The organism is Sphingomonas sp. PP-CE-1G-424, from assembly GCF_004341085.1.
Lineage (GTDB): Bacteria > Pseudomonadota > Alphaproteobacteria > Sphingomonadales > Sphingomonadaceae > Sphingomonas.
Map to the genome: position 1 here is coordinate 124,600 of NZ_SLXW01000003.1, position 24,031 is coordinate 148,630.

The following is a 24,031-nucleotide window of genomic DNA, read 5'->3' on the forward strand; positions in this document are numbered from 1 at the left end:
CGTTAGATGCTGACAATCGACATCAAGTGCCATGCTGACAGTCTGTCCTGCCGCGAACGGACGTGCTGTCGTTCAGATACTCTCCGACGGTATTTCGAGTAGCCAAGTCCGAATAACGTCTGCGAGGGCGACATGTGCGATACGCTCGCTCACGATCGGCGAGCAGGCGAGGAGGCCGTTGGGGCAGTAGCGGTCGTCGTCCCACCCGGGGTGGTCGAGGATCGGGTAGAGGCATACGCCCTCGACGGGCACGCCTAGCGATTGCGCGATCTTGACCTCGCGCAGGATCATGCGAAGCCAGGCGGGACGCGCGCTGCCCTCTATGCCGGTTTCGGCGATGAAGATCGGGCGGCCATAGCGCGCGTAGGCGTCGGCGAGGATCGCGTGGAGCGGGCGGCTGAGGGGGTGGTCGTACGCTAGCGGGGGGCCGCCGTGGATCCACTGGTTGTTGTGATAGAAATTGACGCCGACGATATCCAGCAATGGCGCGCGGCCGCCGATCTGGGGCCATGCTTTCCCGGCGATCATGTCCCAGGCCTGGTATTGTGCGAGGCGGTGGCCTTCGGCGGCGGGGGCGTCGTTCGGGCGGGCGGGGTCGGTGATGACGTTGATGACCGGGTCGGCGTGGACGAACCTTGCGGCGGGATCGACCGCGAGGATCGCCTCCATCGCGGCGATCGAGGCGCGGGCGAGTTGGACCTTCAGTTCATAGCCGCGGCCTCGGGCGAACGGGTTGAGATAGGCTGCGTCGCCGCCGCCCCAGGCGAAGAACGAGATCTCGTTGACCGGGGCGTAGAAGCGGGTCTCGCCGGGGGCGGCCGGGCCGATATGGCGCGCGGCGGCGGCGGCGAAGGCCGCAAAGCGCGTGACGAAGGCGGGCGTCCAGATGTCTATGTCGTCGGGCCAGCCGTAATGGAGCAGGTCCCAGATGACTTCGGTGCCGACCGCCTTGGCGGCCTCCAGCTGGCGGTCGAGGCTGGACCAGTCGTAGCGGCCGGGTTCGCGTTCGATCAGATGCCAGCGCAGGCCGTCGCGCACGGTGAGGATGCCGAGCTTGGCGAGTTCGCTGTAATCATGCTCGGCGAGCGTATCGTGATGGCTGGCGGCGATGACGTCGACGCGCTTGCGATCGTGTGCGCGGCGGTGGGTGGAGGATTCGAAGCCGCCTTGTAGGACGCTGCGGAAGAGTCCGGTTGGGTGGGGCAGGGGCGGCCGGTCGGACAGGACCTCGGCGAACAGGGTTTCCCAGCGGGGGACGACGGCGGCGACGGCGTACTCGCTGTCGACCTTGGCGCGGAGGGCGGTGCCGAGGCGGGTCCGCAGTGCCGGGTCTTCGAGCAGTTTCGTGATCGCAGCAGCGACGGAGGGCGGGTCTTCGTGGGGGACGAACAGGCCGCTGATCCCGTCGACGATCTGTTGTTCGGAGCCGTTGTCTCGCGTTGCTATGACGGGGAGGTGTGCGGCGCCGGCTTCGGCGATGACGTGCGGCATGCCTTCGCCGCGCGAAAGCCAGACGAAGATGTCGAGCGCGGCGAGCAGGTCGGGCACGTCGTCGCGGTCGCCGAGGAAGGTCAGGGCGGTGTCGAGGCCGAGTGCGTGCGCTCGGTTGCGGAGGGCGGCGGCGTATTCGGGGATGAAGGCGTCCGGTCCGCCGATCACGACGAATCTGGCGCGGGGGTGGCGGGCGTGGACGAGCGCGGCGGCTTCGATGAAGTCCTCGACGCGCTTCTTCGGATCAAGCCTGCCTAGCCAGCCGATCAGCGGTACGTTTTCGGCGACCCCTAGCGTCGCACGTACGGGGGCGCGACGGGCGGGGGCGAAGGCGCGCGTGTCGACCATCGACGGGATCTCGATCGCGTGGTGTTCGCGGCCGGGCATACGGCCGGCGGCGGCGTCGCGGATCGAGGCGCAGACGCCGACATAGCGCGCGGTGAAATGCTTGGGGCCGGCAAGCGCTTCGGAGACGAGGCCGCCATGCTCGATCAACGGCGGGCGGAGGTGCATGCGTTCGAGCGCGGGATAGATGTCCGCGACGTTCTGGCACGAGACGACGACGTCGTATGCGGGCAGCTTGCTCGCGAGGTAGGCGACGGTCTCGTCGAAGCCGAGCGCGTAGGGCGTGCGGTCGACGGGGACGCCGATCGCTTCCAGTTGCGCGTGCGTCTGCTCGGGCATGCCGTCTTTTCGGAAGCAGGCGACGACCTCGATCCGGTAGCGCGTCGGGTCGAGCGCCTGAGCGAGCAGTCGCACCTCCGTCTCCTCGCCGCCGACGACGAGCCAGGCGAAGACGAACAGGATGCGGATCGGTCGGGCGTCGGTAACGAGTGCGGTACTCAATCGCCGACCTTGAAGACGATCTGGAGGAATTCTGGCCGCTCGCCGACTAGCCGCGCGATAAAGGCGGGGGCGTCGTCATAGGGCACGACATGCGTGATCAGCTGCGCGCGGATTTCGGGGCCGCGCGCGAGGAGGAGCTTCACCGTCTCGTTGGCGAGGCGGCGGCGGTCCCACTGGAAGCCGAGGCCGCGGGGGACGCGGTTGATCTGCGCGCAGCGGAGGTTGAGGCCGTTGTGATGGAATTCCTCGCCGAGCCGGAGTCGGTCGGCGCCGCCCTGGTAGAAGGCGAGGTCGATCACCGTGCCTTGTGGCCTCAGCGCGCGCATTGCGGCGTGGAGGCTGGCGGCGTCGGCGCGGGTCTGGAACACGACGTCCGCGCCGCGATCGTCGCCGCCGTGGAGCCAGCGCGCCTTGGCATACGCCCAGGCCTGGTCCTCGGTCATCGCGGTGATGCCGAGGCATTCGGCGCGCAGGCGGCGGAAGGGGGACGGGTCGGCGATCACGACTTCGCTCGCGCCGGCGGCCTGCGCGAACAGGGCGGTCAACATGCCGACGATGCCAGCGCCGATCACCAAGGCGGGGCGGCCGCGGATGCCGTCGCCGAGGTTGACGACGTTGGGGCCGAGTAGTTCGGCGTCCGCGTGGAGAATGCCGTTGGCAGCGATCGGACCCATCTGGCCAATATAGATGCCCAGGATCGGATCGAGCTCGGGCGGGAGCTTGGTCAGCAGGTCGTTGAACGGGTCTGCAGTGTGGCCGGTCTTGTGCCCGAAGACGGTGCCGACGACGTCGCCGTTGGCGAAATCGTCGACCCGGCTGTCGCTGACGCGCGCGCATTCCATGTAGCCGAGAAACGGCACCGGATAGTGCGCGCTCGGCTCGCCGGGGACGAACACGCCGCGCCCTGCGTCCCAGCGGGAGTGGAGATACGGGTTGCTGTTCTTGACGAAGGTGAGCTCAGTGCCGGCGGAGAACCCGGTGTAGAGCAGGTCGAGCCGGACTTGGCCGTCACCTGGGGGCGCCTCGTCATAGCCGAAGAAATAGGCCTGGCCGGGACGTTCGACGCCGAGCGAGCGGACGTGGCGCCACTCAGACATGGATCACCTCGCGCTCACGGACGTCGACCGCGCGGCCTTCGACGGCGGAGCGTTCGATCGCCAGCGCGAGGCGGAGCGTTTCGAGCGCGGCGGGGTAGGGGCAGCGGATCCGGTTCTCGCCCCCGCGGACCGCGTCGATGAAGTCGCGATCCTCCAGCACGACCGGATCGCTGCCGGTGCCGCGGACCGGGCGACCGCGGCCGATGTCGATCATGACGTCGCGGTCGGTGAGTTCAACGGCGAGGCCTTCGCCGAACAAATGGAGGCCGACGCGGTGGTTCCAGTTGAGCAGGCACGTGGACGCGAAGTTGGCGATCGCGCCGCTGGCGAAGGTGAGCATCGCGGTGCTGGTGGTGGCGACGTCGAGGCCGGGGAAAGCGGCGCGGTCGATATGGCCCGACTGGCCGTAGACGCGGACGACGTCGCCAACGAGATAGCGTGACAGATCGACGAGATGCGTCGTCTGTTCGAGCATTTGGCCGCCCGATGCGTCCTTCTTCCACCACCAGCGCGGCGGCGGGGTGGAGTCGAGCCAATAGCCAGAGAGGAGGCGTGCGGGGGTCGCCGAGAGCAGCGCCTTCACCTCGTCCACGGTGTCGAGATAGCGCCAGTGATAGCCGACCGCGGTGACGAGGCCGAGCCGGTCTACTGCGGCGGCGACGTCCTCCGCGGTGCCGAGATCGAGCGCGACGGGCTTCTCGACGAAGAACGGGAGCTTGTGCTCGATCGCGAGGCGTTCGGGTTCGCCGTGCGCGAAGGGGGGCACGCAGATGTAGAGCGCGTCGAGGTCGACCGCGGCCAGCATCGCCGCGGCATCGTCGAATGCGCGCGCGCCGAAGCGGGCGGCGGCTTCGGTCGCGCGCGCCATGTCGACGTCGGCGACCGCGACGATCGCTACGTCGTCGAACTGCTCCAGCACGCCGAAATGGCGGTTGGCGATGCCGCCTGCGCCGATGAACCCGATCCGTGTCCGCTCCACGCCGTCTCCCCTTGTGTTTTGGTCTTGCACCGCGGCGTAGACCGCGCGCGTGTCGGCGATCATGCGATCAGCCGAGAAGAGGTCCTGCTGGCGTTCGATCGACGCGCTTGCCATCGTTTTCAGGCTGTCGCGGTCGGCTAGCATCGTGATGACCGCATCGGCGAAACTTGCCGGATCTGCGGCGGTCAGGCGACCGGTGACGCCGTCCTCGATCGCTTCGGCATTGCCGGGTGCGACGGTGGCGACGACGGGGAGGCCGGCGGCCATCGCTTCGAGCGCGACCAGCGGCAGGCCTTCGAACGCGGAGGGCAGGACTAGCAGGTCGGCGAGCGTCATCAGGTCGGCGACGTCGCTGCGGGTGCCGAGCATGCGGACGGTGCCGGCCAGCCCCTTGGCGGCGATCGCGCGTGCGGTCTGTGTGAGGAGGGGGCCTTCGCCAGCCAGCAGCACGATCACGTCCGGGTGCGCGTCGCGGATCGCGGGCAGCGCGTCGAGCAGGAGTGCGTGGCCCTTCTGCTCGGCGAAGCGCGCGACCATCAGGAGGACGGGGGCATTGCCGACGCCCCATTCGCTGCGGAGGGCGTCGCGCGAGCGCGAGGATTTGTGCGCGCCCACGCCGTTGTGAATTGTTGCGACGAGTGCTGGATCGATACCGGCTGCGCGGTGGCTGTCGCCGACCGCGTCCGAGACGCAGATCAGGCGTGCGAGCGCGGCCGAGGTGTCGCGGTGCTCGTCGCGCTGCGCGGGGTCGGTGAGGAGGTAGGGGAGGTGTTCGGTGCGGATAACCGGAACGCCGGCGGCGTGCGCGGCGCGGACGGCTGCATGGCCTTCCCAGCCGATGCCGGCATGAACGTGGACGATGTCGGGCGCGGCGCGGTCGAGCCAGCGCGCGAGGCCTGCATCGTCGTCGAGCGCTTTCACCGCATAACCCTTGGCGGCGGCGTGTTCGAGCAGGCCGGTGCCGGCGCGAGCGGCGACGACGATCTCGTCTCCGCCCAGTCCTTCGGCGAGCGTCATCATGTGTGCGCCGACGCCGGACGGGGCGAGGCTGTCGGTCAACAGGCAGATGCGGGTCATTCGGCGGCCATCACGGGGGTTTCGAGGACGACGGATTTGGCGACCATGCGACGATAGGTGGCGAGCGCCTGCCCCACGACCTGGTCCATATTGTAGTAGCGGTAGGTCGCGAGCCGGCCGACGAAGGTCACGCCTTCCTCCGCGTCGGCGAGTGCCTCGTAGCGCTTGAACAACGCCTGGTTTTCCGGCCGGGGAATAGGGTAATACGGGTCACCCTCTGCGCTCGGGAATTCGTAGCTGATGCTGGTCTTCGCGTGGAGCTGGCCGGTAAGGTGCTTGTATTCGGTGATGCGCGTCTGCGGCACGGCTTCGTCGGGATAGTTGACGACCGCGACCGGCTGGAACTGCGCGACGTCGTGCGTCTCGTGGCGGAACTGGAGGCTGCGATAGGGGAGCTTGCCGAAGCGGAAGTCGAAATATTCGTCGATCGGTCCGGTGAAGACGATGTGGTCGACGTCGACGCGCTCGATCACGTCGCGATATTCCACGCCGAGATCGAGCGTGATGCCGGGGTGGTCGAGCATCGCCTCGAACATCCGGGTGTAGCCGTTCGCGGGCATCGCCTGGAACTTATCGGTGAAATAGCGGTCGTCGGTCGAGGTGCGGGTCGGCACGCGCGCGGTGACGGCGCGGTCGAGTTCGGACGGGTCGAGGCCCCATTGTTTCCGGGTGTAGCCGCGGAAGAACGTCTCGTAGAGATCGCGGCCGACCGCGGCGACGACGACGTCTTCGGAGGTGCGGATGTCCTCGACCGATTCCGCGCGGCTGGCGAGGAAGGCTGCGGCTTCCGCGTCGTCCTTGAGCGACAGGCCGTAGAGGTCGTTGAGCGTGGTGCGGTTGATCGGCATCGGCACGAGCTTGTCGTCGACGCTGGCGAGGACGCGGTGTTCGTACGGGCGCCAGTCGGTGAAGCGCGACAGATAGTCGAACACATCGGCGGAATTGGTGTGGAAGATGTGCGGGCCGTAGCGGTGAATCAGCACGCCGGCCGCGTCATGCTCGTCATACGCGTTGCCGCCGATGTGCGGGCGGCGGTCGACGACCAGCACGCGCTGGCCGCTGTCGCTGGCCAGGCGTTCGGCGAGGACCGCGCCGGCGAACCCTGCGCCGACGATCAGCGTATCGTAGCGTTCGCGTTTCGGGGCGGGAGCATATTTTTTACCGTTTAAGACGCGGTCGATTTCGGTGGCCATGGCGGTTTGCGTGCGGTCCCAGGATTGCGTGGCAAGCAGGCGGTCGGCTTCGTCGCGCCATGCGCCTTCGCGGGGGAGGGCTAGCGCGGCTTCGCAGGCGATGACGAACGCGGGCGCGTCGGCGGCGATCGCGACCGCCGCGGCGTCGCCGTAGTGGCGGATCACGTCGACGATCGGGGTCGAGACGACCGGCAGGCCACCGGCGAGATATTCGGGGGTCTTGGTCGGGCTGATGAAGCGCGTCGCGGCGTTGATCGCGAACGGCATCAGCGCGACGTCCCAGCCGGAAAGGTACGCCGGGAGTTCGTTGTAGCCGCGTCCGCCGAGCCAGTGAATGTTGGCGCGGCGCGGCAAATGCGCGGGGTCGATCTTCACGACCGGGCCGATCATGATGAACGACCAGTCGGGGCGCTCGGCGGCGACCGCGTCGAGCAATGCGAGGTCGATGCGTTCGTCGATGACGCCGAAGAAACCGAGCTTCGGGCCGGGGATGTGGCGCTGGTCTTCGGGTTGGATATTGCCGGTGCGGGCCTGTGCAAAATGCGCGACGTCGACCGCCGAGGGGAAGGCGTGAACGTCGCGGTGGCGGCCGCGCTTGGCTTCGTAGAGGCTGTAGCCGCCGGTGAAGACGAGGTCGGCACGCGCGAGCAGCCGCGCTTCGCGATCGAGTAGGGCGGGGTCGGCGAAGCGGAACGCTGATAGCTCGTCCATGCAGTCGTAGACGACCGCGGCGGCGTCGAGATGCTCAGCGAACGGGAGCATCATCGGCGTGTAGAACCAGAGCAAAGGCTTGGCGCGAATGCTCGTCGCGACCAGCATGTCGAGGAGTTGCCGCAAGCCCGCCTCGACCTGCTCGGCGTTCCACCAATGCGGCAACCGTGGGCGCAACGCGATTACATTGTTGGCGGGAAACGGGTGGTGTTCGAGGAACGGCAGCGGATGATCGCAGGGAATGTGTTCTTCCCAGACGAACACGCTTTGGGCTTGCGCGAACCTCTTCATCAGGTGCTGCGGGCGCTGCGTGACGAAGTCCCAGCGCAGGTGCGAGAAGCAGATCAGCGGCGGCGGGGCGGCATCGTCGGAGTTCGAGGGCGTGAGAATAGGTCCGATACCGTGCACGCTCTTCCAATCCGCAAATCCGCGGTTATCCGCGTTGTCGATCGAACCTAAGCCCACACCTCAAACCTGACTATGTAAATGTCATTGCTTTGCATCATGTATTTGCTGGATAATTGCCTTCAAACGCACAATGCTATGCTGCCAGGTCCAACGTTCCAATACGGCTTGCCGGGGCCGATATTCTGCGTAGGTTTCGCGCATTGTAAGAATTGCATCGGCAAACCCGTTCGTCGAAGCCGTCATGCCGGTCTCGGGCAGAATGAACTGCAATCCGCAGCGTAATTCCGTATTGGCGAGTACGGGCAGGCCGGCGAGCATGTATTCGGTGAGGATCGCGGGCGCGCCGTCGTCGATGCCGCAGACCACGCCGAACCTGGCGCGGTTCATCAGGCGGTTGACCTCTTCGATAGGCACGCCTGGCGGTCCGACGAACTCGATCGAGAGGTTCTGCTCTTGTGCGCGGTGGCGGAGTGCGTCGGCATCCTCCCCGTAGCCGAATACGCACAGCGCGCGGACGTCGCGCGGGAGTTGCGCGAGCGCATCGAACAGGATGTCGTGGCGCTTATACGGCTGCGCGGCGGCGACGTAGATCAGGTCGACGTCCTTGGGCGTGCCGAGCGGACGGAACTGGTCGACCGCCGCGAACTCGGGACCGACCGGCAGGATCGCGGTGCGCATGCCGGGGTGGCGCGCCTCGACTTCGTCCGACTGCCACTGCGCGCCGGTGACGACGAGATCGAAATGCTCGCTGACGTCCGGCGGTACGCGCAGCGATGGCGCGTCGATCGAGTTGTAGAGAATTATGCTGTTCGCGCAGAGTTCGAGCAGGTCGGGCGCGACACCCAAGCCGAACACCACGAGGATATGCGGCGCGCCGAACGCCTCGACGAACGCATGCATTTGCGACGAAGCAAAGGGGGCATGCTCGCCGTCGATCCGGAAAGCGCGGCGCGCCAGAACCGCGTTCTCTCTACGAAATGGAGGCTCGTCCTCGCCGCGCCAGTGATGCCAGATTTCGGCTTGGTCGACGATGCCGGCGGCGATCAACGCGAGCGGCAGCCGCTCCAGATATCCGCCCGTCACGTCTGTGGGGACGAGATCGCCGGTCCATGGCTGACTGACTGGGGCAACTGCGTGTGCCGGCAGCAGGGAGAATGACTGGCGGTCGTGCTCGGCATGCTGGCCATCGACCCAATCGCTGATGACGACGACCGATCGCCGAGCCGTCAACGGTGCCGCCATCTGTAATTTCCCCCTCATCGACGTGGTGCCCAGTCCTATCGAAGGCTGGGCACCACCGCGCATTGCAAGACCGTCTGACGTGCCGCCGATCAGTCCTTGGCGCTGCCGGGTTCGGCCATCTTCCGATGCTGTTCGGCGAGTACTGAGCCCGGGATGACGTTGGCGAGCACGCCTTGGACCTTCGTCATGAAGCCCGAAAAGACCGACGCCTTCCCGCTCATCAGCGCATCCCAGCCGTCCTTGGCGACGTCGGCCGGATCGCGCTTGTTCGGATCGGTGCCGACCGAGGTATAGTTCATGTCGGCACGGTCGAAGAATTCGGTATCGACCGGCCCCGGCATCAACGTCGTCAGCGTGACGCCGTCCGCGTCCTTGATCTCGTTGCGCAGTGCCTCGGTGAAGCTGTCGATGAACGCCTTCGAGCCGTTGTAAACCGCCTGGAATGCGCCGGGGATGTAGCCGGCGACCGACCCGGTCACGAGCACCTTGCCGTCGTTACGCGCGACCATCGCCGGCATAACCTTCTGAAGAAGGTACAGCGTGCCGGTGATGTTGGTATCGATCACGTTGCGCCAGTCGTCGACTGTCTGGTCCAGGAAACCGTGGCCGAGACCGTGTCCGGCATTCGCGCACAACACATCGATCTTCCGCCCGTCGGTCGCGGCGAGAAGGGCATCGACACCCTCGATCGTCGACAGGTCCGCCTCGACCGCGGCGACCTCGGTGCCGAACTGCTTGAAGTCGGCGGCAGCGGACTGGATCAGCGCTTCATTGGCGACGACGAGGATGTCGTAGCCGTCCTTCGCCGCGAGCGTGGCGAGTTCGAAACCGATGCCCGTCGAGGCCCCGGTGATGATCGCGAATTTATCGGCCATTGTTTCAGATCCTCTCAATTGAAGCCGGGCTTGAGCACGACCTTCGTCACTTCGTTCTGGTTGTTCTTGAACATGTCATAGCCCTTGGGCGCGTCCTCCAAGTCCATCCGGTGCGAGATCAGGAAGGTCGTGTCGATCTTGCCCTCCATGATCGCGTTGAGCAGCGCGGGCATGTAGTGCTGAACGTGCGTCTGGCCGGTCTTGAGCGTCAGCCCCTTTTCCATCAGCGCACCGAGCGGGAACTTGTCGATAAACCCGCCATAGACCGCCGGCATCGACACGCGCCCGCCCTTGCGACACGCGATGATCGCCTGGCGGATCGAGTGCGCACGATCGGTGCCGAGGAAGGTCGACGCCTTGATCTGGTCGATCACGTTGTCGACGAAGAAGCCGTGTGCCTCGAGGCCGACGCTGTCGATCACCGCATCGGGGCCGATCCCGCCGGTCATCACCATCAGCGCCTCGTAGACCGCGCTTTCCTCGTAGTTGATCGTCTCCGCGCCGAACTTCTTCGCCAACTCGATACGATGCGGGAAATGGTCGATCGCGATGACTCGCTCGGCACCCATCAGGAACGCCGACTGCACCGCGAACAGCCCGACCGGCCCGCAGCCCCAGACCGCGACGGTGTCGCCGGGCTCGATCTGCGCATTCTCCGCCGCCATCCAGCCGGTCGGCAGGATGTCAGATAGGAACAGCACCTTCTCGTCCTCGACGCCGTCGGGAATGACGATCGGCCCGACGTCGCTGAACGGCACGCGGACATATTCCGCCTGACCGCCCGCATAGCCGCCGGTCATGTGGCTGTAACCGAACAGACCCGACATCGGCTGGCCGTAGAGCTCCTGTGCAATGTCCTGGTTGTCGGCGGGCAGGCCGTTGTCGCACGCCGAATATTGATGCTTGCCGCAATGATAACAGCTGCCGCACGCGATCGTGAACGGGACGACGACCTTCTGCCCCTTCTTCAGCGTCGACTTGGCGCCGACCTCGACGACTTCGCCCATGAACTCATGGCCGAGGATGTCGCCAGCCTGCATCGTCGGGATATAGCCGTCGTACAGATGCAGGTCGGAGCCGCAGATCGCGGTCGCGGTGACCTTGATGATACAGTCGCGCGGATTGACGATCTCGGGATCGTCGACGGTATCGACGCGAACGTCGTGCTTACCGTGCCATGCCAGAGCGCGCATCAGGCCATCTCCTCTTCGCGTTGCTTGCGGTTCATCGCCGCGGTCGCAATCTCGCCGGTTTCCATCAATTGCTTGAAGCGACGCAGGTCGCGCCGTGCCTGGATCGCGGGCTCGCGCTGGAACATCTTGGCGATCAGCTTGCCGATCGCGCCGCCCGGCGGATCATAGGCGATCGTTGCGGTAACGACCGTGCCGCGTGCACCCGCATCGCGGAACTCGACCCGGCCGCTATTGGCGACGTCGGCACCGGGTTCCGACGCCCAGGCGATGACACAGTCCTGCGTCTCTTCGGTAACGGCCGCATCCCATTCGACCGTCTTGCCGGTCGGCGCCTTCACCACCCAATGCGACCGCGTGTCGCTCAGGATATCGATCCGTTCGACGTTCTCCATGAATGTCGGCAGGTTGGCGAAGTCGCGGAAATACGCGAAGACTTCGCCGAACGGCCGGTTGATCGTCACGGCGCGCGCAACGATCGAGCCACCCTTTCCGTCGGGAATGCCCGACTCCGCGAGGGCATCGCCTTTCTTCCACGTCGTTGGCGGAGCGTCGTCGGTATGAACGGTTTTCTCATCCGTCATGTCGGTTCATCCTGTCCTGTGATCTGGCGCGTGAGGGTGGCTCGTTTGCCCGGTTTACCCCGGCTTACATCGCCTTCAGCATCATGATGTGATGCTCGACGACCGGTACGATCGCTGCGGCCGTGGTCTTCAGCGCGGGCGCGGTGCCCTCCGTCGCGTATGCCTTCTGCACGGCGAGCGCCTGACCATGCGCTGCCTTCTGCTGCGCGACATAGGCCGCGTCGCGCGCGGTGCCCTTCTCGGCGCGAAGTTCGGTGACCAGTTCCTGCTGGAGCGGGGAGAGCTTGGGCGGCGCGACCTTGACGCGCGACTTCATCGCCGCGGCCTTCACGTCGGCGGTGCTCTTGGTATGCTGCGCTACCATCGTCTGCGCAAAATCGCGCAACGCAGGGTTCGGCGTCGTCTCGAGAACGACCTTGCTCGACGTGATCTCGTACAGATCGCTTGCGCCCGCGGTCGTCACGTATTCGCTCGGCGTCATGACCTGCGCCATCGCAGGGGAGGCCAGGATCACCGCGCCGAATGCGGCGGATATCATCAGAGTCTTCATGGGAATTGTCCTTTATGATCGGTTAGTTGCGGATGCCGAACGCGGCCTTGAGACGCGCGATCGCGTATTGGTTGGCGTCGTAGGCGCCGCGAACGACCGCCCCCATGCCGAACATCTCGTGCGTCACGCCGGGGAAGGTGCGCTGCTCGACCTTGTCGCCCGCCGACTTCATCGCGGCCGCCAAGGTCTCGCCGTCGGAGCGCAGCGGATCGATCTGCGCATTGACGATCGTCGTCGTCGGCAGACCGCGCAGGTTCGCGCCGACGAGGTTCAGCCGCGGGTCCTGCATGTCCGCCATCGACGACGTGTAGTAATTGCCGAACCACTTGAGCATCGCGGTATTGAGCGGCTTGGCGTTTGCCGAGTCCGTGCGCGACGGAAGGTCCATGCTGCTGTTCGCGATCGGATAGACCGACAGGATATGCACGGGCGCGGTCAGCTTGTTGTCGCGGGCAAATATTGCCGTCGCGACGGCCAGATTGCCGCCCGCGCTTTCGCCGGCGAGCGCGATCTTGCTGGTATCGCCACCCCAGGACTGCGCGTTCTGCAGGACCCAGCGATACGCGGCGAAGGCGTCGTCATGCTGTGCTGGGAACTTGAATTCCGGGGCATGGCGGTATTCGACCGACACGACGATCGCATTCAACTGCTTGGAAAGCAGACGCGGTGCGGCGTCGTACGTGTTGACGTCGGCGATCACCCAGCCGCCGCCATGATAATAGACGATGACCGGCATCGGCGCGCCGGTCGCGGCGGCGGGTTTGTAGATGCGCGCGAACTGCATCGGATCGCTACCATAGGGCAGGTCCTGCGTCGTGACCGCCGGATCGGGCGCGGTCGACAACCCCTTCTGGCGCATCACCGCGTGCGCTGCATCGGCGGCCGATGGCTGGATCCGTGCCTTGACCGGAGTCAGCGTCTCGATCGGTTTGGCACCGAGCATCGGCAACTGATTGAGGACCGCCTGCATGTCCGAAGCCGCCACTGGTGGTTGCGTCGCGATGCGGGGTGGAATCGGCGGCGGCGGTGCGTTGGTGGACGTGGTGGATTGCGCGATCGCCGCACCGGATGTCCCGATCAGCGCGGCCGCAACCAGAAGCTTCAACGTCATGATTATTTACCCTGTTTATGGTTGAAACCTCAACAGGAGCCTCGGCGGATCGTTCCGCGAATAAGGCCTTAGATTCATCCAACTTAATCGAAGTCAAACAACTAGTTGGCGGCGGCGTGCAACTTTGCCGTGAAGAGGCTTTAAGAGAAGGACGCAACCGCCGGTCGCTGCTACGGAGATGGGCTGCGCGATCATGTCGGCGCTAGGGCGGCGAGATGCTCAGGAGTTCGGAAGAGTGAAACGGAAAAGGCGGCATCTGGTCTCACTCCCGGTCCTGCTGGCCTGTCTGGGCGGCTGCACGGCGCTGTCGCACGGGTTCCTTAATCCGCAGGGACCGGTCGCCGGGCACGAGCGCGACCTGTTCTTCACCGTGTCGATCGTGCTGCTGTTCGTCGCGGGGCCGGTGTTGCTGCTGACGCCGCTTTTCGCGTGGCATTACCGGTTGTCTAACCGTAGCGACGCGTACCGCCCGAAGTGGAATTTCTCGTGGTGGGTCGAAGCGCTGATCTGGATCCCCCCCGCCGGGATCGTCATCGGGCTCGCCGTGCTGCTGTGGCACTGGACGAAGATCGACGATCCGTATCGGCGGTTGCCAGGTGCGGCGCCGGTCGAGGTGCAGGCGATCGCACTCGATTGGAAATGGGTGTTCGTCTATCCTGATCTCGGCGTCGCGGCGGTCGATCGGCTGACCATTCCCGCCGGGCGCCCGGTGCATATCAAACTGACCAGCGGCACGGTGATGCAGTCGATGCTGATCCCGCAACTCGCCGGGCAGATCTATGCGATGGGCGGGATGACGACCGAGCTGAATATCCAGGCGCACCGGCCGGGGCGGTTCCGTGGCGAGAACACGCAGTATAACGGCGCCGGCTTCCAGCAGCAGAAGTTCGACGTCGTTGCGGTGTCGTCGGCCGACTATGATCGCTGGGCGGCGGCTGCACGAAGCGGCAAGCGCACGCTCGATGCGCAGACGTGGCAGCGGCTGTCCGCGCGGTCGATCATCACGCACCCCGTCGAGTTCGCGCATGTCACGCCGAACCTGTTCGAGCATGTCGTCGCCGCGACCGGCGGCATGACCCATTCTTCTCCGAAAGCCGTTCGATGACCGTTTCCGTTCCCCTCTGGCCCGCCGTGCTCGGCCGGTTCGGCTGGCAGGACCTGCCGTTCGTGCGCGCATGGGAGAACCCGACGATCAGCGAGATCATCGGCGCGTTCGCGGGCGCGCTGGTGGTGGTCGGCGCGGTCGTCGTCGCGGCGCTGCTGACGCGCTATGGCAAGTGGCGCTATCTGTGGACCGAGTGGCTCACCAGCCTCGACCACAAGAAGATCGGCATCATGTATATCGTCGTCGCGTTCGTGATGCTGTCGCGCGCGTTGGTCGAGGCGGTGCTGATGCGGATGCAGCAGGCGGTGGCGATCGAGAACCCCGGCTTCCTGTCGCCCGATCATTTCGGCCAGCTGTTCTCGACGCATGGCTCGATCATGATCTTCTTCATGGCGATTCCGTTCCTGACGGGGATGATCAACTATGTCCTGCCGCTCCAGATCGGCGCGCGCGACATGGCGTTTCCCTGGGCCAATTCGATCGCGCTGTGGCTGACGATCGGCGCCGCCGGGCTGATGATGGCGAGCCTCGTCGTCGGCGAATTCTCGACCGGCGGATGGAGCGGCTACCCGCCCTATACCGAGCGCGCGTTCAGCCCCGGCGTCGGCGTCGACTATTGGATATGGGCGGTGACATTGGGGTCGATCGGCTCGACGATGGCGGGGATCAACATCGCCTGTACCGTCTACAAGCTGCGCGCGCCGGGGATGCGTTTCATGCGGATGCAGATGTTTTCGTGGACCAGCCTGTGCACGGCGATCCTGATGATCTTCGCGATGCCGCCGCTGACCGTCGCCACGCTGCTGCTCGCGCTCGACCGCTATCTGGGGTTCCATTTCTTCACCAACGACTTCGGCGGCAACATGATGAACTATGCCAACATGTTCTGGCTGTTCGGCCATCCCGAGGTCTACATCCTGATCCTGCCCGCGTTCGGGGTGTATTCGGAGGTCGTGTCGACCTTCTCGACCAAGGATCTGTACGGCTATACCTCGCTGGTGATCGCGACGATGGCGATCGCGGTGCTGAGCTTCACCGTGTGGGTCCATCATTTCTTCACGATGGGGCAGTCGGCCAACGTCAACGCGGCATTCGGGATCGCGACGATGACGATCGGCGTGCCGACCGGCGTGAAGATCTACGACTGGATCTGGACGATGTTTCGCGGCGAGGTGCGGTTTACCGTCCCGATGCTCTACGCGCTCGCGTTCATGATGACGTTCGTGCTGGGCGGCTTCACCGGCATCATCCTGGCGATGCCGCCGCTCGATTACCTCGTCCACAACACGCTGTTCCTGGTCGCGCATTTCCACAACATGCTGATCCCGGGTCTGCTCTACGGGATGCTCGCGGGCTATCATTACTGGTTCCCCAAGGCGTTCGGGTTCCGCCTCGACGAGCGCTGGGGGCGGATCGCGTTCACCTGCTGGGTGGTCGGCTTCTACCTCGCCTTCTTCCCGCTCTACGTGCTCGGCGCGAGCGGGATGGCGCGGCGGACGCAGGCGATCTTCGAACCGTCGTTCCGGCCGTGGCTGTACGTCGCGGGCGTCGGCGCGTTCGTCCTGCTGGCAGCACTGACGTCGCTCGGCATCCAGTTGTGGGTGAGCATCCGCGACCGTGCCAAGACGCAGGTCGAAGCCGGCGACCCGTGGGATGGCCGCGGGCTCGAATGGTCGGTCAGCGCACCGCCGCCCGAATATAATTTTGCGGTCCTGCCGCTGATCGACGGCCGCAACCCGTTCTACGATCACAAGCATGACGAGGGCCAGCCTGATCCCTACGCCTCACCAGCGTCTTACGAGGACATCGTCGTGCCGAAGGGCAGCGCGACCAGCGTCGTGATCGGGATCACCGCCGCGGTCGCCGCGTTCGGGCTGATCTGGGAGATCTGGGGGCTGACCATCGTCGCGCTCCAGGTGATCGTCGCGGCGGTCGTGCTGCGCAGCTTCGGTCGCGACCAGCATCGCATGATCCCCGCAGCGGAGGTCGCGCGCGAGCACGAGGCCTGGCTCACGCGCGTCTGGGCGACGCCCGCAATTCCGCGCCAGCTGGAGACCGCCGCGGTCAATCGTGGCCTTGCGGAGATCGTGGCGTGAGCGAACCCGAACTGGCGCATGCCGGCCTCAACCTCGGCGACACCGGCGCGCTGACGCAGGACCAGGCGGAGAACGCGATCTTCGGCTTCTGGATATTCCTGATGAGCGATGCGGTGATCTTCGCGCTGCTGTTCGCGACCTACGGCACGATGATCGCAAGCACCGTCGGCGGCCCGACGCCTGCCTCCGAATTCAAGCTGCTGCCCGCGTTCGTCGAGACGCTGCTGTTGCTGACGAGCAGCGCGACGTTTGGCCGCGCGACGATCGCCATGAAGTACGACGAACCGCGCCGCGTGCTGTTCGGCTGGCTCGGCGCGACGCTGGGTCTCGGCCTCGTCTTCCTGGCGCTCGAGGCGAACGACTTCGCGACGATGTTCGCGCACGGCGCCTATCCGATGCGCAGTGGCTTCCTGTCGTCGTTCTTCGCGCTGGTCGGGCTGCACGGACTCCACGTCGCGGTCGCGTGCTTCTGGCTGGTCGTGATAGTCGCCCAGGTCTGCGCCTATGGCCTTGATGCACGCGTGAGGATCAACCTGTTGCGGCTGGGGCTGTTCTGGCACCTGCTCGACATTGTCTGGATCGCGATCTTCTCGGTCGTCTATCTGCAAGGGAACATCGGATGAGCGACCGGACCCGCGAACTCAGGACCTATGCGATCGGCTATGGCCTGTCGCTCGGTCTGACGGTGGCCGCTTTTGCGATGGTCCGTTGGCCGTCGTTCGGCGCGCGCGCGATCTTCGGCGGCGTGCTGGCGCTGGGCCTCGTCCAGATGGGGGTCCAGTTCCGCTGTTTCCTCCACATCAGTCTCAAGCGATCCTCGCGGCACGACCTGCAACTGATCCTGTTCTCCGCGCTGATCATCGCGCTGATGGTGTCGGGAACGCTGGTGATCCTGTTCAACCTGCGTGGCCGGATGATGGGGTGAGGGCACCACCGGCCCGACCGCATCACGATCACGCTATGTCATGATGTCATGAGCGAATGGCGGCAGACCTCACCCATGCGCGCCGAAGCGGCGGCAGTGTTCGAGATAGCCGACTTCATGTGCTCCGGCCATCGCGACGATGGCTTGCCATAGCCATGACGGCGCATCGAGTTTCTCATCGCGGGCGGTCAGTGTGTCGCGCCATGCCAGTCTGGCGTCGTCGCTGAGTTGTCGGGCGTGCGCCTGACCCACGACGAACGACAGATAGGACGCGGCGGCGACCGCTTCCTTGCGACTGAATTGTTCGACCTCGATCTTGAGGTCCTGCGGCGCCAGTTCGCGCAGGAAGACGGGCTTGCCCATCAGATGCGCCGCGACCATTCGCTGGCCCAGGTTCGGCGACAGCGCATTGGCCCCGGCGAGCACGCGCTCGCCCGCGTCGCATGGCATCGTCGTCTTGGTCGCTATCGGTACGACGGAGGCCACGGCCTCCTTGATATCGACCAGCGCCAGTCGTTCATCCTTTGCCTTGCCGTGCGAGATGCCGATCAGCACCGCGAAACGAAGGTGCCCGAGCGAACTGCACCCCTTCCGCCAATAGGCGGCGTCGACCACCCGAAGTTTCCCGTCGCCCGCCACACCGGCCAGCTCCATGCATCGCGCGCGAACCGAGTCCTCGCCGAACAGCGCGACGATCTCGCTCTTCTCCGCGCGCGACAGCTTCCAGAAGCGTTTGTTGTGCGGAATGTTAGGCTCGACGTCCTCGAGACGGTCCTTCGCCAGATGGCGCCACTGTCTACCGATCGCCTCGCGCCTTACCGATCGGACGACGTCGGGTTCGCGCGGATCGTCATCGACGGTCGGGGTCAGCGCCCGGCAATACCCGTCGACCATCGCCTCGATCATCCGCGCTGTCGTGACACCCGGCAGATCCGAACTCCGTGCCGCGGTTTCAAGCGACAGGCCAAGGCGGATGAGGTCGTAGGCAGGATTGGCGATGACGGTCTGGTCGAGATCGCGTATCTGGATGTCGACGCGATGATCGGCATCGGCCACCGGTCCCAGATTGCCAAGATGACAGTCGCCGCAAATCCAGACCGCCGGACCTTCCGGGATACCGGCAGCGACGGGAGATTCCGCAAGCCATTGATAGAACTGCGCCGTGTTTCCACGGACATAGGCGTGGACCGACCGCGCCATCTTGAGGGCGCGGGTTCGTTCGAGCACGGCCGAGCGTTCGTCGGGAGCCACGGCCATGAGTTCGCTTTCGAGAGAGGAAGGAGGGATAGGCGCCTGCCTCACCGCCGATCGTTTGGCGAATACGAAGACCGGGGTCAGGCAACCGCCGAATTGGCCGGGTGATGAGAGGTGACGGTCAGCCACTGTCCTGGCTGGCCGCCGCCGATAGCAATTCATCGCCCGGCATCGCAACACCCATCTGCACCTTACAGATCGGCGCTCTTCACCTCGGCTATCTCTGTGTTCGAAAGGCCTGGGGTCTCCTCCCGCAGAAACCGTAAAAGTTCGCTGATTTCCTGCGGGCCGAACATGAGGTCGATGTCATCCATCTGGATGATGACCGATTTTTGCTCGTCTGCGGAAAGATCGGCGACAATATCCACGCACTCTTCCAGCGTTCCTTGTCCGACCGCTTCCGACGTCGCATCGCCAGATGGTTCCGCGGCATAGATCGTAGCAGGTTCGCTTAAAGGGTAGGTTGTCATCGTCGTCGCTTTCATCGTCTACGTTGGGTCGTCGCCCGCCGGGTTGGTGCCGGCGGGCGAGCATCTCATTCGTCTTCGGCGTCGATGTTGACGGTCGTCTCGGCGAGCTTCGTCATATATTCGTCGCCACCATAGATATCCTTGGTGGCGGCACTCAGCTTCTTGTGGTCGTCCGCGAACCCCAGCGCCTTGGCGTACGCCGTTGCCGTGCCGAACCCGGCGATCCCGTAATGCGTCATCCGCTGGTACTGCGCGATGATCATCACATCGAGCAGCGGACCCTTTTCCGGACCTTCCTCAAGGACATGCTTGGTGGCTTCGGCGACGAGGCCTTCCATGCCCTTGCAATGCTCCTTCGAAACCTTCTCGTCGTTCGACGCGATCAGGTCCTTGAGCAGGTCGGTATGCGTCTCGATATCCGCCTGAGACTTGGTCAGCATGTCCTTCAGCGACGCGTCGCTCGCCTTGGACGTGATATTCTTCAGGACCTTCTTCATTTGGTCGTTCGCGGACCACAAATCCTTCAGCTCGTCGGTGTAGATTTCCTGGAGATCTTCGGGTGCAGACATGGGATCATCCTCTTGGGCTTCCACCGGGCGGAATGCTCGGCGGCTGGTTTTGAGTTTCGAGATTGCGGTGGCGCGATACGCCGAGCTCAGCCAGCGCCGGGCTGCTTCTGCTCGTCCTCATAGTCGGCGTCGGTGCCGATCTTGCCGTTGGCCTCGGCCTCGGCGATGCCCGATGTCTCGACGACTTCGATCGTGCGACCTTCGCCAGCAATCGCATGGGGCTCGCGATCCGCGTCGGGGTCGGCGGCGATCGTCGTGCCGTCACCGCCGACCGAGCCTGCAACGCCGTTCGCCGCGCTGCCGCCGTCTTCGCCGGCCTGACCACCGCCGTGATAGGCGATGTCGGTCTGGCCGCCATGCGCCATGAAGCCGGTGTTCGTCTCTTTCTTGCCGGCATGCGGATTAGGATAGGATCCGCCGCCACTTTCGCCGCCTTCGCTGCGGCCGTGAACGTCGGCGCCATCGTTGCCGCGCGGCGAGTCCGAGACGCCGTCCGGTGCGCCCTTGGTTCCAGGATCGCCGGGAACGGGAGTTTGAACCTTGTCACTCATCGGTACGTCCTTCTGAATGTAGCGGTCGAAAACAGACCGGCCCGGTCCGCGCGCAATGAACGGACCGGGCTGGGGAGGGGTTACGGCCGCAGCACCACCTTGATGACGCCGTCCTGCTTGTCGCGGAACTTCTGGTACATCTCGGGCGCATCCTCGAGGCTGGCCGGATGCGTCACGACGAAGCTAGGGTCGATGTCGCCCGCCTCGATCCGCGCGAGCAGCGGCTTGGTATAGGCCTGAACGTGCGTCTGGCCGGTCTTGATCGTCAGCCCCTTGTTCATCATCGCGCCGATCGGGATCTTGTCGCCCATCCCGACATAGACGCCGGGGATCGACACCGTGCCGCCCATCCGGCAGCTCATGATCGCCTCGCGCAGCACGTGCACGCGGTCGGTCGCGAGGAAGGTCGCCGCCTTCACCTTGTCGATCACCGCATCCACCGCGCCATGACCCGAAGCCTCTGCGCCGACCGCGTCGATGCAGCTGTCGGGACCGCGGCCCTTGGTGCGGAACTGAAGCTCGTCATAGACGCTGTCGACCTCGGCGAAGTTGATCGTCTCCGCACCACCGTCCTCGGCCATCGCCAGACGCTCGGGCACCTCGTCGATCGCGATCACGCTGCCGGCACCGAGCATCAGCGCCGAGCGGATCGCGAACTGGCCGACCGGACCGCAGCCCCAGATCGCCACGGTATCGCCCGGTTCGATCTGCGCATTCTCGGCGGCCATGTAGCCGGTCGGGAAGATGTCGGAGAGGAACAGCGCCTGTTCATCGGTGACACTGTCGGGCACCTTGATCGGGCCGATATCCGCCATCGGCACGCGCAGATACTCGGCCTGCCCACCGCAATAGCCGCCCAACATATGGCTGAACCCGAACAGGCCGGCGGGCGAATGGCCCATCGCCTTGATCGCCATTTCCGAGTTCGGATTGGTCCGCTCGCACGCCGAGAACAGTCCCTTGCGACAGAAGAAGCAATCGCCGCAGCTGATCGTGAACGGAACGACGACGCGGTCGCCGATCTTCAGGTTGGTGACTTCGGAGCCGAGCGCCACGACGACGCCCATGTTCTCGTGACCCAGGATGTCGCCCGCCTGCATCGTCGGCTGGTAGCCGTCGAGCAGATGCAGATCGGACCCGCAGATCGCACAGGCCGAAACCTTTATGATCGCATCGCGCGGATGCTTGATCTCGGGATCTGCAACAGTATCGACACGTACGTCGCCTTTTCCATGCCAAACCAGTGCGCGCATCAGAAAGTCTCCGTGATAGAATTACAGTATTTCTCTCACGCACGACATGGCATCGCGTCAGACATGGCTCGGCGCTGGCGCAAATGCCGCCCGATCATCATCAACACTATGCACTGTCGCCGCGAAGTTCCGGCCGCCACGCATATGCGTCGTTGCCGTCAGCGTGAGCGTATCCTGGGGCGTATAGCGATCAACGTGGCGTCATCGTTCCTGCTTCACGCCAATATCTGCCATTTATATTTCATATTGATTGGTATCAGTATTGATCTCACTAAATCAAATTGTGTTGATAAGGCGAAAATCTGATAAATCGTAATGACTTGGCGAGCTTGATTGTTACGCCACATCGTTGCACCTGCGACATAGATGCGGTGGATTGTCATCATGATCGGAGATCGCATCGTCAAGTTCGCCCGAGCGTGGGTCAATTCGGAGCGTGAGCCGTTAGGACGTTATCGCACTCTGTCGAAGCCGTTCGACCGCCACGCCTGCAATCGGGCTACGGCGTTCCGACGGGCGGGTGCACGAACCAGATTTGGGATGACCTATGCATATCAAAGCCATTCTCTTCGATATCGACGGTACGCTGGTCGACACCAACGACATGCACGTCCTTGCCTGGGAGGAGGCGTTTGCGACCGTCGACGCGTCGTTCGACCGCCAGGTGATCCACGACCAGATCGGCAAGGGGACGGACATGCTCGTGCCGACGCTGCTGCCTGATGCGGATGAGGAGCAGCAGGAAAAGCTCGGCGACGCGCATGGTGAAATCTTCAAGGCGAAGTACCTGGAGACCGCCAAGCCGTTCGCGCAGGCGCACGACCTGCTGGCACACGCGCATGGCCTGGGGCAACGCGTCGTCCTGGCCTCGTCGGCCTCCGAGGCAGAACTCGACCATTACATAGACCTGCTCGGCGCACGCGACCTGATCGCCGCGACGACGAGCAGTGATGACGTGGAGAAGACCAAGCCCGCGCCGGACATCTTCGCGACCGCGCTGGAGATGCTGTCGGGGATCGATCGCACCGAGGTGATCGTGGTCGGCGACACGCCCTATGACATCGAGGCGGCGGCCAAGTGCGGGATCGCCGCGGTCGCGGTCCGATCGGGCAAGTTCGAGGACGAGCAACTGCACGCGGCAGGCGCGATCGCGATTTACGACGACGTAGCGGCCTTGCTCGCCGGCTATGCAACCTCGCCGCTGGGACGCTGATCGCCATGGCCATCACCCTGAAACCCGTCCGCGAGCAGGTCATCGTCGTCACCGGCGCAACCAGCGGCAACGGTCTCGCCATAGTCGAGGAAGCCGTGCGCCGCGGTGCGGCCGTCGTGGCCACCGCGCGGAACGAAGCAGCGCTCGAGGCACTCCGAGATCGCCTGTCGGCCGACGGCGGACGCATCGCGATCTGCGTCGCGGACGTCAGCGACATGGCGGCGGTCGAGCGGGTTGCCGCCGTTGCGGTCGAGGCGGTCGGTGGGTTCGACAGCTGGGTCAACAATGCCGGCACAGGGACCTACGGCACATTGGAGCAAGTGCCGGTTGCCGATCACCGCCGCGTGTTCGACGTCAATTATTTCGGCGTGCTGCATGGATCACTGGTCGCCGCGCGGCATCTGCACGGCCGCGGCGGGGCGATCGTCAATGTCGGTTCGATCCTCAGCGATCGCGCGATCGTCGAGCAGGGGCCGTATTGCGCGACCAAGCATGCGGTGCAGGCGCTGACCGATACGCTGCGTATGGAACTGGAGCAGGAGGGGGCCGGCATCTCGGTGACGCTGATCAAGCCGGGCGCGATCGACACGCCGTTTCCCGAGCATGCGCGCAACTTCATGGACCAGCCACCGCGCCTGCCGCCGCCGCTCTACGCGCCTTCGGTCGTCGCCGACGCGGTGCTATTCGCGTGCGAGACGCCGCGGCGGACGCTGTATGCCGGGGGCGGCGGCTTGCTGTCCTCGCTGCTTTCGCGCGCGTCGCCAAGATTGAGCGACAAGATCATGGAGCTGGTCGGCAGCGTCGCGCAGCAGAAGCCGGAAGATCCCGGCGACCCGGCGCGCCGCGACAACCTCTACGCCCCGCGAGCCGATGCATTGCGCGGCAGCCAGGACGTCCACGCACGCAAATCGAGTACGGTGTTGCAGGCGCAGAAACTCCACCCCGCCGTTCTGTTGCTCGGTGTCGTCGGAGCCGGGATCGCGGTTGCATTGAGCCGGCCGAAGGATACCAGCCGGTAACGCCAGATATCGAATGCACGGGGGCCACTTTGATGCCGTGCTCGTCCTCACCGGCGGCAACGCGCTCGGCTTTCGAAGCGGTCATATACGAAGCGTTGCACGAGCACGGCCTCCAACCCGACTGGATCATCGCCGCATCCTCGGCGGCGGGGGGATTGTCTCAAGCCCTTAATATGTCGGCTCCGTCGCTGTTTTTAGCGGTTATTGGCGGGTTGGCTGCGG

The 24,031-nt window shown here is 65.0% G+C and carries 22 protein-coding genes; 7 read left to right on the forward strand and 15 right to left on the reverse strand.

Annotated elements, in window-relative coordinates; all coding sequences use genetic code 11:
• Positions 1-72: 72 nt before the first annotated feature.
• From C8J43_RS10815 to C8J43_RS10855, 10 genes are all read right to left on the reverse strand, one after another.
• The gene (locus C8J43_RS10815; RefSeq protein ID WP_133030915.1) at positions 73-2,337 is read right to left on the reverse strand and encodes a glycosyltransferase family 4 protein; all 2,265 of its coding nucleotides are present in this window, start codon (positions 2,335-2,337) and stop codon (positions 73-75) included.
• Positions 2,334-3,434 (reverse strand): zinc-binding alcohol dehydrogenase, encoded by a 1,101-nt coding sequence (locus C8J43_RS22175; protein ID WP_207893377.1) that lies wholly within the window; start codon positions 3,432-3,434, stop codon positions 2,334-2,336. Before C8J43_RS22175 ends, C8J43_RS10815 begins: the two co-directional genes overlap by 4 nt.
• Positions 3,427-5,490, reverse strand: a complete 2,064-nt coding sequence (locus tag C8J43_RS22180) for a glycosyltransferase (protein WP_207893378.1) — start codon at positions 5,488-5,490, stop codon at positions 3,427-3,429. Before C8J43_RS22180 ends, C8J43_RS22175 begins: the two co-directional genes overlap by 8 nt.
• Positions 5,487-7,802 carry a UDP-galactopyranose mutase gene (glf, locus tag C8J43_RS10825; protein ID WP_243645521.1) on the reverse strand — a complete coding sequence of 772 codons (2,316 nt, stop codon included), beginning with the start codon at positions 7,800-7,802 and terminating at the stop codon, positions 5,487-5,489. Before glf ends, C8J43_RS22180 begins: the two co-directional genes overlap by 4 nt.
• Positions 7,803-7,883: 81 nt before the next feature.
• On the reverse strand, positions 7,884-9,044 hold the full coding sequence (locus C8J43_RS10830; RefSeq protein WP_243645522.1) for a glycosyltransferase family 4 protein: 1,161 nt from the start codon (positions 9,042-9,044) through the stop codon (positions 7,884-7,886).
• Positions 9,045-9,133: 89 nt separating this feature from the next.
• A complete protein-coding gene (locus C8J43_RS10835; RefSeq protein ID WP_133030916.1) occupies positions 9,134-9,919 on the reverse strand; it encodes an SDR family NAD(P)-dependent oxidoreductase in 786 nt (261 codons plus the stop codon).
• 14 nt (positions 9,920-9,933) lie between these two features.
• Entirely contained in the window at positions 9,934-11,112 is a 1,179-nt protein-coding gene (locus C8J43_RS10840; RefSeq protein WP_133030917.1) for a zinc-dependent alcohol dehydrogenase, read from the reverse strand.
• Positions 11,112-11,693, reverse strand: a complete 582-nt coding sequence (locus C8J43_RS10845) for an SRPBCC family protein (protein ID WP_133030918.1) — start codon at positions 11,691-11,693, stop codon at positions 11,112-11,114. The genes C8J43_RS10840 and C8J43_RS10845 overlap by 1 nt, the downstream gene beginning before the upstream one ends.
• 64 nt (positions 11,694-11,757) lie before the next feature.
• Positions 11,758-12,243, reverse strand: a complete 486-nt coding sequence (locus C8J43_RS10850) for a DUF4142 domain-containing protein (RefSeq protein WP_243645523.1) — start codon at positions 12,241-12,243, stop codon at positions 11,758-11,760.
• A 22-nt stretch (positions 12,244-12,265) separates the two neighbouring features.
• Complete coding sequence (locus C8J43_RS10855; RefSeq protein ID WP_133030919.1) at positions 12,266-13,354, reverse strand: alpha/beta hydrolase; 1,089 nt, start codon at positions 13,352-13,354, stop codon at positions 12,266-12,268.
• 235 nt (positions 13,355-13,589) lie between these two features.
• Here C8J43_RS10855 and C8J43_RS10860 point away from each other — a divergent pair, with 235 nt between their 5' ends.
• Genes C8J43_RS10860 through C8J43_RS10875 form a run of 4 tightly spaced genes read left to right on the forward strand, consistent with a single transcriptional unit; the run spans position 13,590 to position 17,480 of the window.
• Complete coding sequence (locus tag C8J43_RS10860; protein WP_133030920.1) at positions 13,590-14,459, forward strand: ubiquinol oxidase subunit II; 870 nt, start codon at positions 13,590-13,592, stop codon at positions 14,457-14,459.
• Positions 14,456-16,555 (forward strand): cbb3-type cytochrome c oxidase subunit I, encoded by a 2,100-nt coding sequence (locus C8J43_RS10865; protein ID WP_133030921.1) that lies wholly within the window; start codon positions 14,456-14,458, stop codon positions 16,553-16,555. The genes C8J43_RS10860 and C8J43_RS10865 overlap by 4 nt, the downstream gene beginning before the upstream one ends.
• A complete protein-coding gene (locus C8J43_RS10870; protein WP_133030922.1) occupies positions 16,552-17,178 on the forward strand; it encodes a cytochrome c oxidase subunit 3 in 627 nt (208 codons plus the stop codon). The genes C8J43_RS10865 and C8J43_RS10870 overlap by 4 nt, the downstream gene beginning before the upstream one ends.
• Positions 17,175-17,480 carry a cytochrome C oxidase subunit IV family protein gene (locus C8J43_RS10875; protein WP_133030923.1) on the forward strand — a complete coding sequence of 102 codons (306 nt, stop codon included), beginning with the start codon at positions 17,175-17,177 and terminating at the stop codon, positions 17,478-17,480. Before C8J43_RS10870 ends, C8J43_RS10875 begins: the two co-directional genes overlap by 4 nt.
• A 69-nt stretch (positions 17,481-17,549) precedes the next feature.
• Here C8J43_RS10875 and C8J43_RS10880 read toward each other — a convergent pair whose 3' ends face one another.
• The 5 genes from C8J43_RS10880 to C8J43_RS10900 form a co-directional block, all read right to left on the reverse strand.
• Positions 17,550-18,737 carry a DUF2252 family protein gene (locus C8J43_RS10880; RefSeq protein ID WP_133030924.1) on the reverse strand — a complete coding sequence of 396 codons (1,188 nt, stop codon included), beginning with the start codon at positions 18,735-18,737 and terminating at the stop codon, positions 17,550-17,552.
• 188 nt (positions 18,738-18,925) lie between these two features.
• Positions 18,926-19,219, reverse strand: coding sequence for a hypothetical protein (locus tag C8J43_RS10885; RefSeq protein WP_133030925.1), 294 nt, complete (start codon positions 19,217-19,219; stop codon positions 18,926-18,928).
• A 50-nt stretch (positions 19,220-19,269) separates the two neighbouring features.
• The gene (locus C8J43_RS10890; protein WP_133030926.1) at positions 19,270-19,773 is read right to left on the reverse strand and encodes a ferritin-like domain-containing protein; all 504 of its coding nucleotides are present in this window, start codon (positions 19,771-19,773) and stop codon (positions 19,270-19,272) included.
• Between the two features lie 86 nt (positions 19,774-19,859).
• The gene (locus tag C8J43_RS22185; RefSeq protein WP_207893379.1) at positions 19,860-20,324 is read right to left on the reverse strand and encodes a hypothetical protein; all 465 of its coding nucleotides are present in this window, start codon (positions 20,322-20,324) and stop codon (positions 19,860-19,862) included.
• A gap of 80 nt (positions 20,325-20,404) precedes the next feature.
• Positions 20,405-21,577 (reverse strand): zinc-dependent alcohol dehydrogenase, encoded by a 1,173-nt coding sequence (locus C8J43_RS10900; RefSeq protein ID WP_133030927.1) that lies wholly within the window; start codon positions 21,575-21,577, stop codon positions 20,405-20,407.
• 63 nt (positions 21,578-21,640) lie between these two features.
• On the opposite strand from C8J43_RS10900, the gene C8J43_RS10905 reads away from it, so the two are divergent.
• The 3 genes from C8J43_RS10905 to C8J43_RS10915 all read left to right on the forward strand — a co-directional run bounded on the left by C8J43_RS10905 (position 21,641) and on the right by C8J43_RS10915 (position 23,809).
• Complete coding sequence (locus C8J43_RS10905) at positions 21,641-21,883, forward strand: hypothetical protein (RefSeq protein WP_133030928.1); 243 nt, start codon at positions 21,641-21,643, stop codon at positions 21,881-21,883.
• 241 nt (positions 21,884-22,124) lie between these two features.
• Positions 22,125-22,790: an HAD family hydrolase gene (locus C8J43_RS10910; RefSeq protein ID WP_133030929.1), complete on the forward strand. Its 666-nt coding sequence runs from the start codon at positions 22,125-22,127 to the stop codon at positions 22,788-22,790.
• A gap of 5 nt (positions 22,791-22,795) precedes the next feature.
• On the forward strand, positions 22,796-23,809 hold the full coding sequence (locus C8J43_RS10915) for an SDR family oxidoreductase (protein ID WP_133030930.1): 1,014 nt from the start codon (positions 22,796-22,798) through the stop codon (positions 23,807-23,809).
• Positions 23,810-24,031: the final 222 nt, after the last annotated feature.